General features: G+C 70.2%; 16 protein-coding genes. 4 read left to right on the top strand and 12 right to left on the bottom strand.

The window, feature by feature from the left end:
- Nucleotides 1-35 precede the first annotated feature (35 nt).
- A complete protein-coding gene (locus OHA65_RS19985; RefSeq protein WP_327284455.1) occupies nt 36-1883 on the bottom strand; it encodes an NHL domain-containing thioredoxin family protein in 1848 nt (615 codons plus the stop codon).
- 186 nt (nt 1884-2069) lie between these two features.
- Between OHA65_RS19985 and OHA65_RS19980 the strand changes: the two genes are divergently transcribed.
- Nucleotides 2070-2675 (top strand): hypothetical protein, encoded by a 606-nt coding sequence (locus OHA65_RS19980; RefSeq protein WP_327284454.1) that lies wholly within the window; start codon nt 2070-2072, stop codon nt 2673-2675.
- Between the two features lie 6 nt (nt 2676-2681).
- Here the strand turns inward: OHA65_RS19980 and OHA65_RS19975 are convergent, their stop codons facing one another.
- The 9 genes from OHA65_RS19975 to OHA65_RS19935 form a co-directional block, all read right to left on the bottom strand.
- Complete coding sequence (locus tag OHA65_RS19975; RefSeq protein WP_327284453.1) at nt 2682-2912, bottom strand: hypothetical protein; 231 nt, start codon at nt 2910-2912, stop codon at nt 2682-2684.
- Entirely contained in the window at nt 2909-3109 is a 201-nt protein-coding gene (locus tag OHA65_RS19970) for a hypothetical protein (protein WP_405762217.1), read from the bottom strand. The genes OHA65_RS19975 and OHA65_RS19970 overlap by 4 nt, the downstream gene beginning before the upstream one ends.
- An 89-nt stretch (nt 3110-3198) precedes the next feature.
- Complete coding sequence (locus OHA65_RS19965; protein ID WP_327284452.1) at nt 3199-4047, bottom strand: helix-turn-helix transcriptional regulator; 849 nt, start codon at nt 4045-4047, stop codon at nt 3199-3201.
- 12 nt (nt 4048-4059) lie between these two features.
- Nucleotides 4060-4578, bottom strand: coding sequence for a DUF6879 family protein (locus OHA65_RS19960; RefSeq protein WP_328763253.1), 519 nt, complete (start codon nt 4576-4578; stop codon nt 4060-4062).
- Nucleotides 4579-4588: 10 nt separating this feature from the next.
- Nucleotides 4589-4831 carry a hypothetical protein gene (locus tag OHA65_RS19955; protein ID WP_327284451.1) on the bottom strand — a complete coding sequence of 81 codons (243 nt, stop codon included), beginning with the start codon at nt 4829-4831 and terminating at the stop codon, nt 4589-4591.
- A gap of 468 nt (nt 4832-5299) precedes the next feature.
- Entirely contained in the window at nt 5300-6874 is a 1575-nt protein-coding gene (locus OHA65_RS19950) for a recombinase family protein (RefSeq protein WP_327284450.1), read from the bottom strand.
- Between the two features lie 42 nt (nt 6875-6916).
- Entirely contained in the window at nt 6917-7078 is a 162-nt protein-coding gene (locus OHA65_RS19945; RefSeq protein ID WP_327284449.1) for a hypothetical protein, read from the bottom strand.
- A 114-nt stretch (nt 7079-7192) separates the two neighbouring features.
- Entirely contained in the window at nt 7193-7720 is a 528-nt protein-coding gene (locus OHA65_RS19940) for a DUF4240 domain-containing protein (RefSeq protein WP_327284448.1), read from the bottom strand.
- A 28-nt stretch (nt 7721-7748) separates the two neighbouring features.
- A complete protein-coding gene (locus OHA65_RS19935; RefSeq protein WP_327284447.1) occupies nt 7749-8552 on the bottom strand; it encodes a hypothetical protein in 804 nt (267 codons plus the stop codon).
- Nucleotides 8553-8584: 32 nt separating this feature from the next.
- Between OHA65_RS19935 and OHA65_RS19930 the strand changes: the two genes are divergently transcribed.
- Nucleotides 8585-9082: an LURP-one-related family protein gene (locus OHA65_RS19930; RefSeq protein ID WP_327284446.1), complete on the top strand. Its 498-nt coding sequence runs from the start codon at nt 8585-8587 to the stop codon at nt 9080-9082.
- A gap of 83 nt (nt 9083-9165) precedes the next feature.
- On the opposite strand, the gene OHA65_RS19925 is transcribed toward OHA65_RS19930, so the two are convergent.
- Nucleotides 9166-9945: a carbon-nitrogen family hydrolase gene (locus OHA65_RS19925; protein WP_327284445.1), complete on the bottom strand. Its 780-nt coding sequence runs from the start codon at nt 9943-9945 to the stop codon at nt 9166-9168.
- A 149-nt stretch (nt 9946-10094) separates the two neighbouring features.
- On the opposite strand from OHA65_RS19925, the gene OHA65_RS19920 reads away from it, so the two are divergent.
- Entirely contained in the window at nt 10095-10925 is an 831-nt protein-coding gene (locus tag OHA65_RS19920) for a maleylpyruvate isomerase family mycothiol-dependent enzyme (protein WP_327284444.1), read from the top strand.
- A 121-nt stretch (nt 10926-11046) separates the two neighbouring features.
- Nucleotides 11047-12069, top strand: coding sequence for a helix-turn-helix domain-containing protein (locus tag OHA65_RS19915; RefSeq protein ID WP_328763252.1), 1023 nt, complete (start codon nt 11047-11049; stop codon nt 12067-12069).
- A gap of 128 nt (nt 12070-12197) precedes the next feature.
- Here the strand turns inward: OHA65_RS19915 and OHA65_RS19910 are convergent, their stop codons facing one another.
- On the bottom strand, nt 12198-13544 hold the full coding sequence (locus tag OHA65_RS19910) for an MFS transporter (RefSeq protein WP_327284442.1): 1347 nt from the start codon (nt 13542-13544) through the stop codon (nt 12198-12200).
- Nucleotides 13545-13548: the final 4 nt, after the last annotated feature.

Raw genomic sequence — 13548 nt, 5'->3', positions numbered from 1 at the left:
CCCGCTGCGGGCCCCGGCCGGATGCCGTCCTGTCGCTAGGCGTCGAGCCCGGCGAGCACGAGCGGGAGCCGGGCGGCGCCGTCGGCCGTGACGGTGACCGGCACGCCCCAGTCCTGCTGGTGCACGTGGCAGGCGGGGTACTCGTTCGCCGGGTCGTCGTCGCACGAGGCCGCCATGGCGGAGACGTGCAGGACGCCCTCGGTGACGTCCGGGTTCAGGGCCAGCTCCCGGAACAGGTCCGTCCCGGCCCCCTCGCCCGCCACCAGGAGCTCCGGCGGGGTCGAGGAGACCAGCAGCCGCGTCGAGGGCCCGTACCGGGTGTCGAGCTTCTGGCCGGTCGGCGCCTGGAACACCACGTCGAGCCGGAGCGTGCCCGGGGCGACCTCGGTGGCGGCCCGCTGGGTCCGGTGCGCGACGGCGTCGACCCGTACCGCCTCCTCCGGCAGCCGCAGCCGGGTCAGCCGGTGCCGGGCGGACTCGACGACGACGATGTCCTCGCCGACGAGCACGGCGTCGCTGGGTTCCCGCAGGTCGGTGGCCAGCGTGGAGACCTGGCCGGTCGCCGGGTCGAAGCGGCGCAGGGCGTGGTTGTACGTGTCGCACACCGCGACCGAGCCGTCGGGCAGCGCGGTCACCCCGAGCGGGTGCTGGAGCAGGGCTTGGCCGGCGTCGCCGTCCCGGTGCCCGAAGTCGAAGAGGCCGGTCCCGACGGCGGTGCGTACGGCGTACCCCTCGCCCTCCTCCGTGGGTTCGACGTACCGCAGGGCGCTGTTCTCGGAGTCGGCGATCCACAGCCGGTCCTCCCCGGCGGCCGCGAGCCCGGACGGCTGCGCGAGCCAGGCCTCCAGGGCGGGCCCGTCATGCAGGCCCTCGCTGGTCGTCCCGGCGGCGACGGCGACGGTCCCGGTCTGCGGGTCCCAGGTCCACAGCTGGTGCACGCCCGCCATGGCGATCCACACCTTGTCCCGCCACCAGGCGACGTCCCACGGCGAGGACAGGTCGACCTCCAGGGCCGGCCCGGACGTCGGAGACCCCTGCCACCACTGCCGACCGGTTCCGGCGACGGTCTCGACGGCGCCCGTCACGGGGTCGAAACGGCGCAGCGCGTGATTGACGGTGTCGGCGACGATCACGGACCCGTCGGGCAGCAGCGCCAGCCCCTGCGGCTCGCTGAAGCTGTCAGCGGTGAAGCCGCGCTCCCCGCTGCCGATGCGCCGTACGACGCTCTCGCCGTCGGCGGCCAGCTCCACGAGCTGGTGCCGCGTCGAGTCCGACACGAGCAGGTTCCCGGTCGGCAGCACGAGCGCCTTCCCGGGGAACCGCAGGTCGGTCGCCACCGGCTCGGGTGCCACGTACGGCCCGTCCCCGCGCCGCAGGGTCCCCTTGGCCTCGTGCTCGACCTGAAGCTCCTCCACGAGCTGCGCGATGGCGTGCGCGTGCCCCTCACCGGCGTGCTGCGCGACGATGTACCCCTCGGGGTCGATCACGACGAGCGTCGGCCAGGCCCGTACGGCGTACTGCTTCCAGGTCGCCAGCTCGGGATCGTCCAGCACGGGGTGGTGCACCTCGTACCGCTCGACGGCATCGACGACGGCCGCGTGCTCGGCCTCGTGGACGAACTTCGGCGAGTGCACGCCGATGATCACGACGGTGTCGCGGTGCTTCTCCTCCAGCTCCCGCAGCTCGTCCAGGACGTGCAGACAGTTGATGCAGCAGAAGGTCCAGAAATCTACAACAACGCACTTACCTCGCAGGTCGGCGAGGGTGAGTTCCTTGCCGCCGGTGTTCAGCCAGCCCCCCTTGCCGATCAGCTCAGGGGCACGGACACGGGCACGTTTGCGGGGTGCGGGCGCGGGGGTGGGCGCCTGGGCAGCATCGTTCATCCTTCAAGCTTGCCATCCTGGTATGAAGGTCGGATCACGCGCGTACGGCAGGGCCTACGACACAGGGGGCGGCGGATGGCTGTGGACGGGAACGGGACGGCGGCCGACGGGGCGGCGGGGGCGGCAGCGAGATTCATGGCGTTGCCGGGACGTACGGAGCAGCGGCGGGAGGCATTCGCTGAGTGCTTGGCGGACGTCGTGCGCGTCCTCTCACTCGACCTTGCTCCCGAGTCGGAGTCCGACGATCGGGGGGCCTGGGTGTCACGGGTCCGTACGGCAGTGCGCAAGGCCTGCCGGCAGGGCCTGACGGTTTCCGGGGAGTCGTTCGACGCCTTGGTCAGGGCGGCCGTCCACGACCCCGACCCGAGCTTCAATCGCGTGTTCCTTGAGCCCGCGCTGAACGCGTTCGGGCGCAGGCGCGTCCAGGTCGCGCTGCTCGGGTACTTGCGAACGGGCACAGACCTTGAGCGGGCGGGCGCCGCGCGCGCCTGGTACTGGTCAGCCTTGCCCTTGCGGATGCCCGTCGTGCGGGCGGAGAACGGCGGAGCCGCCAGCCAGCCGGAGACCGATGACGGCTCGGCCGTGGTCGCCGAGTGGAACGAGGCCGCTCTGCGCGAGTTCGTGACCAACGAGCACGTGGACGTCCGGCGCTGCATCCTGCCGGGGCTGTCGCTCCGGAAGTCTGTCTATCCGCCGGAGCTGCACGACCTGGTGGACGCGGCGGTGGCGACGGCCCGGTCTCATCCGGACGAGTACATCCGCCACCGCGTGGAACACCAGGTCGGCGGCTGACCCCCATCACTGGGCACGCTCGACCACGGCGACCTCCGAGAACTCCCGCAAGAAGGTCATGTGACCGGTTCGGCCCGTGTGCTGGATACACATGTCGGTGCACACGTCCGCGTTCCCGGTCGGCGCGGCAGACCACTGGCAGTCCGGGTTCAGGCACCGTGCGGTGGCCGTCGTCTCCGCCGAGGGGTGGCGGTGCATGACGTAGCTGACGTACCGGAGCACGGCTCTCACGGTCATGCCGCTTCCTTGAGGTGCGGGTGGTTCCGGAGCTCCACGTTGCAATCGCTGACCGTGGAGTGGTCGCCCCGGAGACGGGCTTCCCGGCGCTGTGCGGCCAGGGCGGCGCAGACCCCGCAGCCGGCCACCGGTACGGGCTCCGGGTCTGTTCGCAACGGCAGCTCTACCGGGGATTGCGCATACGTGATCGCCTTCACGGCCCCGCTCCTCGTGTCGTCCGTGTAGCGACCACGCTAGGAACGCCGGAGCTGCAACTCCCAGGAGATTGCACGAGGTTGCACAGTCGTCACCTGAGCGACTGAATGGCGCTTGTGATCAGCGCGCGGGCCTTCACTCCATAGACGGCCATGCCGGCCAGTTCGGTGAAGGTGTCCGCGTACGCGGCAACCTCGCTCGGCTGGGTCAGCGTGAGGTAGCCGGAAACAAGCTCAACATTGACCTGTCCGGTGTCGAAGATCCAAAACCCTTCCACCGGCATCCGGGACCGGTCAGTCCGAGTGGGAACGAGGCCCAGGCTGACGCTGGGCAGGGAGCCGACGGTGAGGAGGTGGCTGAGCTGTTCCTCCTGCACGTCCGTCCCACCGAGCCCGTTCCGCAAGACCGATTCCTCAACCAGAAACGCAAACCGCCGGTCGCCCTCGTAGAGGACGCGCTGACGCTCCATGCGCACGGCCACCGCGTCGGCGACGTCGTCCACCTCCACGCGCCTGCGCTGGACGGCCCGCAAGACCGCTTCGGTGTATCCGTGGGTCTGGATCAGGCCCGGGACGAGCCACGAGGAGTAGGAGCGGAACCGACGGGTGCGCTCGAAGAGCGGCAGGCGGGCTTCCTGAGCCTGCTTGAGGCCGGCGCGCTCCATGCGCCGCCAGCCGATCCACATGTCCTCGACGGTCCGCAGCGAGGCGATCAGATCGTCCGTCTGCCCCTCGGCACCGCACGCCTGGCACCACGCCCGGATGTCGTCGGCGGACGGGGGCGTGCGGGCGTTCATGATCCGGGAGGACTTCGACGGATGCCAGTCGCACAGCCGAGCGAGATCGCGTCCACTCAGCCCGGCGTCCCGGCAGAGCTCAGCGAGTCGGTTCGCCAGAGCCTGCCGGGCTTGCTGGGCACTCGAAGAGGGAGAGACAGCCATGATCGTGACCGGTCAGCGCGGCTTGTACTCCTCGTGCGGAACGGCTCGCTGCCACACAGCCTCAAAGGCTGTGGTGCACAGGCTCACCCTCGCGGGGTCGTCGGTGTACTCCCGCCCGTCCTCGTCCAACTGCCCGTCTCCGGTGAAGTGGTGGAAGAGGGCTTGCGTGCCGTCGAATAGCCAGAAGTCCGTACCCGGCAAGGCCACGTCCGTCGTCTGGCGTCGGGGCAGCCACCGGACCAGCTCGCCCGCAGCGAGGTTCGTGAACGTGCAGTCGTACTCGTACCGGACGTAGTCGCTGATCGGCTCGGACACGATCCGAAGCCGCCGGACCACGACCCCCCGGGCGGTTGCCTCTCTCACCGCGTCGTGCCAGCCGCCCCACCACGAGGACCGGTCGGCGGGGTCAAGCCGCTTCCCCTGCTGCCACGCGATGAACTCAGGGTCATCGAGCATGTAGCTGTCACGCAACTCAAGGTGCACCGCCGAGTGCTGTGCTCGTGCCAGTGCATGACGGGCGGGTGGCTGCACGGCCTGCCTCTCAGTTGTCGTCGGGGCGCGGGATGTACTTCAGCATCACCTCGGGAAGCCGGATGATCGTCTCGTGGTCCGGAACGTCCGTGGAGTGACCCGGGATCGAACCGATCTCCTGGCACACCTTCACCTCGTCCTCCGTCGCCTTGTACGACTGAATCAAAAGGTCGCCGGTCTCCTCGTGGAGCCAGATCGTCGGAGACTCGTCAGTCGGCGTGTTCGGGATGATGCCGAGGAACTTTAGAGTCATGGTCGCTCCCGCCGTCGAGTGGGTTGCACCAGCGTGCACGAGCCTCACCCTTGGGGCCGAGCTGCGCAAGAGGGCCTTCAGGCAAGGTGGTTGAACTGACTCGGGATGCAAGAAGGTCTCCGCACCCGCCGCCCTGGTGAGGGTGACGAGCGCGGGGGCTCAGGGATGTTGAAGTGCCCGCCGGGCGGTTTCACAGGGCCTTCAGCGGCCCTAGAGGGCGTTAACCGGGTCGTTCGCGAACCTTTAGTGGCAGGTGTTCCCAGGCCAAGGCGCATACGGCCCCAAAAAATGCGTCACACCCAGGGCGCGTTTTTCGAGCTGGGGCCGGGGCCGCTGCGAGGGCTTCGCCTGAACTTTGCACATCCCGAGTGACGAAGTGACGGAATGACGATTACTTCTGATCCACTCATAGAAGCAACAACACTTCTATAAGGGGTAACCGGGCGAGAGCGTCATTCCGTCACTTCGTCACGCCTGCGCGCTGCCGACGGGCGCTGCGGCGGTGTCGGGTTCCGCCAGCCTCGCCCAATGGATCTCAATGCGTTGCTCGGGGATGATCCGCTGGCCGCGTACTCCCTTGCTCACCTCAACCCGGTCTATGGCGAGCGACAACCGACTGCGCCGGTCTTCGTTCGTCGCATCAGCCCATGCCTCACGCAAGGTGAGGCCGTCGAGCATCGGCGACACGTCCACGGACGGCATGGGGAGCTTGTACAGATCGGCGCGAAGCCCCTCGACGCGCCCCCTCAGGCGCTCTGAAAGCCGGTTGTAGCGCTCCACGGCTGCGGCGCCGCTGAACTCGCCACGCACGTAGCGTGCATCCTCCAGATCAGCCAGGCGGGCTTCCTCGTCCTGGATCTCCGCAGTGAGGGCATCACGTTTCGCGAAGGTCTCCGGATCCACACGATGCACCCAGCGATCTGCGATCGCGACAAGCAGCGGGTCGTCCGGTTCGAGCGCCGGGAGCTTGGTGAGGAACTGTTCCGTCACGTACTGATCCACCGCCTCAGCCAACGCCGACGCTCCGATGCACTGGTTGCCCGCGCGGCGGGCCATGCACTGGTAGCTCCCGCCCACACGGTGCATCCGGCGACCGCATCCGGGAACCGCGCAGAAGACGAGTCCCGTGAGCAGAGCCGTCCCCTCGGGCTTCGGCCGCCGCTTTCCTGCGTGCACGAACGTTCTGGATTCCAGCGTGCGGATGATCTGTTCCCGCTCTCCGACCGTGATGATCCCCTCGCCGATCTCGACGGTGTCCAGCGTCTCGGGATCGCGGTACGGGAAGACCCTGCCGGTGTACTTCCGCTCGCCGTCATCCGTCTCGACGCTCTCGGTCTCAGGCATCAGGCCGGCGAACGCTGGGGAGCGCAGGAGCTGCATGATGCTGGCCGCGTTCCACTGACCACCCCTGGGCGACAGGATCTCGTACTCGTTGAGGAGTCGGGCGATCTTGACCAACGATGTCCCGGCGAGTGCTTCATCCGCGATCAGGCGGGCGTAGACGGCGTGCTCCGGGTCGTGGACCAGTTTCTTGGTCTGCGCGTCGATGAGCAGTCCGTACGGGGGCTGTCCGCCGATCCACTGCCCTTTGCTGCGGAGGTAGCGCTTCGCATGACCGACACGCGTGCCGAGGTTCTTCGACTCGGACCGGGCGAGCTCAGCCAGCATCGCGACGACCATACGCGCCGAGTCGTTCGAAGTATCGAGACCGTCCAGGACTGAGACGAGGCGACCGCCGGCCTTCTCGATGTCGTCCAGCACCTTGCCCACCTGGCCGATCCCCTTGCGGGACAGACGGTCCAGCTTCCAGACGATCAGCGTGCCGACGACGCCCGCCGTGACAGCCGCCAACGCGGCGTCGAAGCCTTTGCGCTCAACGGTCTTGTAACCGGAGCGCCCTCTGTCTATGTGGACCTTGCGGACGGTCAGTCCGTTGCGCTCGGCCCAGGCACGGCAGTCGGCTTCCTGCCGTTCGATTGCGGTCTTGCCGTCCCGGTCGAGGGACAGGCGGAGGTAGAGATCACAGATCGTGTCTTGGTGCACACACTCAGTGTGGCGAAGAGTTCGGTGCTCTGTTGTCTATTTTCAAAAATCCAGGATCGTGATACGTCCTCGCAGGTCGGCGAGGGTCAGCTCTTTGCCTCCCGTGTTCAGCCAGCCGCCCTTGCCGATCAGCTCGGGGGCACGGACACGGGCACGGCGGCGGGGCGCGGGCGCAGGGGTGGGCGCCGGGGCAGCATCGTTCATGTTTCAAGCTTGCCATCCGCCCGTGAACGCCCCGTCGCGGCGGTATGAAGACACCCGCGGGGTGACGACGGAGCGCGGCGGCGCCCCTCGGCATCGGCCCCGACACCACCGGCTCTAGGCGAAGGCGAAGAGGGCGCTCAGGCGGGGGAGGCGGGTGGAGGTCTCCGCCGTGTCGTCGAAGTCGAAGTTCCAGGCCGGGTCCAGCGGCGGGTAGCTGATCGTGAAGGAGTCCGCGGGGAGTTCGTGCCCCGTGCGCGCCTCGTACGCCGTCCAGGCGATCGAGAGGGCCTCCTCGTCCCACAGCTCCAGGCCCTCCGCCGCCGCCTCGCGGACCGCGGGGTGGTCCGCCAGGGAGTCGGGGTCGGCCAGGGCGCGGGCGAAGGCCGCCTCGCCCTGGGTCAGGAGCCAGCCGCGGAAGTAGTCGAAGCCGTCGTCCGAGCAGCCGCCGTTGATGACGTAGGCCGCGGCCCACAGGGGGCTGCGGTAGGACTCCGCCAGCAGGTCCCACAGCACCTGTTGGGCCGCGGCTATTTCGACCTCGGGACGGCGCGCCAGCAACTCCGAGGCGTATGACGCGACTTGGTCGGGATCGGCCTCCGACCGGGCCGTCTCGATCAGCTTCCAGAACGTGTGCTTGTCCATGGGGGAAGCCTGGCATCCCCCTCTGACATCAGACGGTGAGGAAGGAGTGGAGGGATTCGGTGAGAGCGGTGATGAAGGACTCCCGCTCCGCCGGGGAGACGAGGTCCAGGGAGAGGTACGGGTTCAGGTCCTCAAGCTCGACCAGGAGGAGTTCGCCGGAGGGGGCGCGGCAGGCGTCCACCCGCTGGATGCCGTGCGACAGGGTGTTCCACTCGATGAAGCCGCGGGCGAAGTCGAGGTCCGCCGGGGTGGCCCCGTACGGCACCAGCTCCCAGCGGCGGGCCGGGTCCGGGGCGTAGAGGGCGTACTGGAAGGCGTCGTCGACGAAGTAGAAGGACACCTCGTACGAGAAGTCGATGCGCGGCTGGATGAGGTTCTCCCCCGCCGGGCCGGCCGGGTGCGGGGTGAAGGTCAGGCCTATGGAGTCCGCGCCCTGCTTGGGCTTCACCGCGTACGAGGGTGCCGACGGGAGCTTGGCGAGGTCCGCGGGGTCGTCGATCGTGGGGATCACCGGGTGGCCGGCCGCCGTGAGGTCGAGGAGGTACTGCTTGCCGGCCATGTCGCCGCGGCCGGTGAGCGGGTTGTAGACGCGGGTGCCGGCGGCGAGGGCGGCCGCGCGGAAGGCGTCGTACGCCTCCTGGTAGTGCAGGACCGGTCCGCTGTTGCGGACGATCACCGCGTCGAAGTCCGCCATCATGGCCGCCGCGTCGAGCGGGTGGCACAGGGCGAGCGGGAAGTGCTCGCGCAGGCGGGAGGTGAGGAGGATGTCCTCGTCGCAGTAGCGGCGGCCGCGCGCCGGGTACGCCAGGTCGGTCACGTAGAGCAGGGGCATGGCGGCAACCTATCGCGGGCATCGATGCGGGCATGAAATACCTGGTTCGGGACAAAGTGCTGGCCGTCGGGGACGACTACTGGATCGAGGACGAGGACGGGAGGCACGCGTTCCTCGTCGACGGGAAGGCGCTGCGCGTCCGGGACACGCTGGAGCTGAAGAACCCGGACGGGCAGATCCTGATCACGCTGCGGGAGAAGCTGTTCAGCCTGCGCGACGCGATGACGCTGGAACGGGACGAGCTCCGGCTCGCGGTGATCCGCCGCAAGCGGCTCTCGCTGCTGCGCAACCACTATCTCGTGACGCTGGTCGAGGGCACCGAGCTCGATGTCAGCGGGCGGCTCCTGGACCGCGAGTTCAAGATCGAGTACGAGGGGGAGCTGCTCGCGCTGGTCTCGCGCCAGTGGTACCGGATCCGCGAGACGTACGCCGTGGACGTGATCCGGGAGGACGCGGACGCGGCGCTGCTGATCGCCGTCGCCGTGTGCGTGATCCGGATGGCCGAGAAGGAGCGCGAGCACCCGGCGTAGGGGAGGGAAGGGGCCTGACCGTGCGGCGGCGGCACGGCCCGGCCGCACGGTCTCCTCGGCCGGGACCACCGCGAACAGCGGGGTCAGCGGTTCAGGCGGCGGTCCTTGAGGGCCGGGAACTGCTCCCGGGTCTCGGCCACCTTCGCCGGGTCCAGGTCGACGGTGAGGACGTCCTCGCCGGGGCCCGCCTCGGCCAGCACCTCGCCCCAGGGGTCCACCACCAGGCTGTGCCCGGCCTGCTCGACGCCCGAGTGCGTACCGGCCAGCCCGCAGGCGAGGACGTACGACTGGTCCTCGACGGCCCGGGCCCGGTTCAGCAGGGTCCAGTGGGCCCGGCGGCGGGCCGGCCAGCCCGCGGCGACGACCATCGTGGTGGCCCCGGCGTCGACCAGGCCGCGGAACAGCTCGGGGAAGCGCAGGTCGTAGCAGGTGGCGATGCCGAGGGTCTGCTCCGGCAGGGTCACGGTGGTGAGGGAGTCGCCGGCCGTCATCAGCACGGCCTCGCCCTGGTCGAAGCCGAAGCGGTGGATCTTGCGGTACGTGGCGGCCAGCTCGCCCGACGGGGAGAGGACGAGGGCGGTGTTGTAGAGCGACCCGTCGCCGGCACGCTCCACGACCGAACCGGCGTGCAGCCAGACCCCCGCGTCGCTCGCCGCCTTGGACATCGCCTCGTACGTCGGGCCGTCCAGCGGCTCGGCCTCGGTCTCGAACTGCTCGTAGGCGAAGGCGCCCACCGTCCACAGTTCGGGCAGGACGACGAGGTCCGACCCGGCCTGATCCCGTACGAGATCGGCCACGCGGGCACGGCGTGAAGCGACCGACTCGCCGTCGGTCACGGCGATTTGGATCAGAGAGGCGCGCACAGTACCACCGTCCTGGCTTTCAAGCCGTCAACTCGGGCCTACGATCGTCACACGAAAGCACTGCCGGGGCGCTCACCGGCAGCGTAGTTTTGGGAGCAGTCCACACGCTTCCAGAAAACGCGCCACTGAACAGCACGCGAGGGGTCCCGTTGACCGTCCAGCCGCATCCCAGCCTCCAGCCCTATGCCGACGCGTGGACGCACTCCATCGAGGCGATATCCGAGCTGGTCCTCCCCCTGACGGAGGGCGAGTGGAACCGGGCGACGCCGTGCCCCGGGTGGTCCGTCCGCGACGTGGTGTCCCACATCATCGGCATCGAGTGCGAGCAGCTGGGGGACCCCCGGCCGATCCACACCGTCGCGAGGGACCTGCGGCACGTGGTCGACGAGTTCACCCGGTACATGGAGGTACAGGTGGACGTCCGGCGGCACCACACCGCGCCGGAGATGACCTCGGAGCTCGAATACACGATCATCCGGAGGTCCCGTCAGCTGCGCAACGAGAAGCGGGATCCGGCCACCATGGTGCGCGGGCCGCTGGGCGAACAGGTGACGCTGGAGCTGGCGCTGCGGCTGCGGGCGTTCGACGTGTGGATCCACGAGCAGGACCTGCGGGCGGCGCTGGGCGCGCCGGGGAACTGGGACTCGCCGGGGGCGTTCGTGGCGCGGGACATGCTGCTCGCCGGGCTGCCGAAGGTGGTCGCGAAGCTGGCCGGAGCGCCGGCGAACTCGGCGGTGGTCATCGACGTGCACGGGCCGGTGGAGTTCATGCGGACGGTACGCGTGGACGCCGAGGGACGCGCGACGATCGACAAGGCGCCCTCGCTGGGGCCGGCCGTGACGCTGACGACGGACTGGGAGACGTACGTACGGCTCGCGGCGGGGCGGGTCCGCGCGGGCGCAGTCGCGGACCGGGTGAAGATCGAGGGCGATGCGGAGCTGGCGGCCGCCATCCTGGCCAACTTCGCCGTGACCCCGTAGCGCGCCGGGCGGCCCGCCGGTAGCCGGCGCGGACCTCCGAGAACCGGCGTGCGCGGTTTCTCGTCCCTGTCACGGGCGGGACGGCCGCCGCGGCAGGAGGTTTCCAGAGGTGTGGTCCAGATTGTCGTCGGCTGTCGTGCCGGAGGCGGAACGGCTCGATTGGTTCACCGACGTCGTCGCGCAGGAACTCGTTTCCACCGCGATCCGCAGCGGGCGGCCGGGGAAGTTCTGGGCGGAAGCCTCCGTGCTGGACCTCGGCGGTGTGCAGGTGTCGACCTTCGACTTCAGTTCGCTGCACTCGCGGCGCACGGCCGCGCACGTCCGGCGCAGCGACCCCGAGCAGTACCAGATCGGGCTCGTCACCGACGGCGCGATGTCACTCGCGCAGAATCGTTCCGATACGGGTCTGTTCAGCGGTGACATGGTCCTCTGGGACACCTCGCTGCCCATGGAGTCGCTGGCGCTGCCCGGCGACGACGGCCTGATCCGGGCCGTGACCCTGTCGTTCCCGCGCGACGCGATGCCCCTGCGCGGCGCCCGGGTCGAGCGGCTGCTCGCCCGGCGCATCCCCGGCGGCCACGGCCTGGGGGCGATCCTCGCGCAGTACATGCGCTCGCTGGCGGCGCACGGCGCGGACTGCGGGCCGGCGGAACTGAACCGGCTGGGAACGGTCGCCCTCGACCTCGTGGGCGCCTGCCTCGCCGGGCAGCTGGGCGCCGAGGACGAGCTGTCCGCCGAGGCGCGCAACCGCGCGCTGATGGAGCGGATCAACTCCTTCATCGACCACAACCTCGGCGACCCCCAGCTGACGCCGTCCGCCGTCGCCGCCCGGCACGGCATCTCGCTGCGGTGGCTCCAGCTGTTGTTCCGGGAGCAGGGGCAGACCGTCGCGGCCGGGATCCGGCAGCGCCGGCTGGAGCGGTGCCGGGCCGATCTCGCGGCCCCGGGGCTCCTCACCAGCCCCGTCCACGCCGTCGCACGGCGGTGGGGGTTCACCAACCCCGCCGTCTTCAGCCGGACGTTCCGGGAGGCGTACGGGGCCAGCCCCACCGAGTTCCGGCAGTGGGCGGTCCGGGAGGCACTTGCGCGCAAGATCAACGAGCCGTGCACGCCCGGCACATCCCGGGGCCCGGTCCGGCCGTAGAGTCGGCAGCCGTTGGCCGGATGCCGGGGCCACCGCGGCCGGCGGGCCGGAGGGGACGGGGGTCTCTCCCGCCCGGCGCACGTGGGGGTCCGGCACGGAACGCCCGTACGGAACGGGGTCCTCCCGACCTACAACTGAACGGGGGACGCGTCGGCGCCCCGGCCCTGGGACACGGGCCGGGGCGCCGGCGCGTCCAGGCGGGTGCGTTCGCGGGTCAGCGCCTGGGGGCGCAGGCGCAGGATCTGGGTCAGGCCCAGGAGTTCCACCGCGAAGACCGACGAGAAGGCGATCCGGTAGTCGTCGCCGGTGGCGTCCAGGAGGAGGCCCACCGCCAGCAGGGTCGTCATCGACGCCAGGAAGCCGCCCATGTTGGTGATGCCCGACGCGGTGCCCTGGCGTTCCGCGGGGTTCGCGGGACGGGCGAAGTCGAAGCCGATCATCGACGCCGGGCCGCACGTGCCCAGGACGACGCACAGGGTGACGAGGAGCCACATCGGGGCGTGGGCACCCGGGTACGCCAGGACCGAGGCCCACAGCAGTGCCGTGAGGGCGACCGTGCCCAGGGCCAGCGGGATGCGGGCCGACTGGCGGCGGCCGATGAGTTGGCCGTAGACGAGGCCGAAGCCCATGTTCGAGGCCACCACCAGGGTCAGCAGGCCCGCCGCGGTGGTCCGCGCCAGCCCCTGGTCCTCGACGAGGAACGGCATGCCCCACAGCAGCAGGAACACCATCGCCGGGAACTGGGTCGTGAAGTGCACCCACAGGCCCAGGCGGGTGCCGGGTTCGCGCCAGGAGTCGCGGATCTGGCGGCGTACGAAGCCCCCGCCGCCCCGGCGCACCGGCGGCGGCTCGTGGCCTTCCGGGTGGTCCCGCAGGAAGAGGGTGAGGGGGACCAGGACGACGAGGCCCGCCACCGCGCTGCCCGCGAAGGCCGGGACCCAGCCGACCCCGTGCAGGACGGGGGCCAGCACCAGCGTGGAGACGAGGTTGCCGGCCATGCCGACCAGGCCGGCCAGCTGGGCCATCAGCGGGCCGCGCCGGGCCGGGAACCACCGGGTGCCCAACCGCAGTACGGATATGAAGGTCATCGCGTCGCCGCAGCCCAGCAGGGCGCGGGCTGCGAGGGCCATCTCGTACGAGGGCGAGAGGGCGAAGCCGATCTGCCCGGCCGTGAACAGGACCGCGCCGAGCGTCAGCACGCGCTTGGTGCCGAGCCGGTCCACCATCAGGCCCACCGGAACCTGCATGCCCGCGTAGACCAGGAGTTGGAGGAGGGAGAAGGCCGAGAGGGCGGATGCGTTGACGTGGAAGCGGTCCACCGCCTCCAACCCGGCCACGCCCAGGCTCGTACGGAAGATCACCGCGACGAAGTAGACGGCGACGCCGATGGACCAGACGGCCACCGCCGTGCGGCCTCCCGGGGGGTCCCGGAACAGTGCGGGCCCGCTCACCGGCCCGCCCACTGGCGCGCTCACCGGC

The organism is Streptomyces sp. NBC_00045 (genome assembly GCF_045041095.1).
GTDB lineage: Bacteria > Actinomycetota > Actinomycetes > Streptomycetales > Streptomycetaceae > Streptomyces.
Note: the sequence above shows the minus strand (reverse complement) of the source record. Positions and strands in the feature narration are given on the sequence as shown.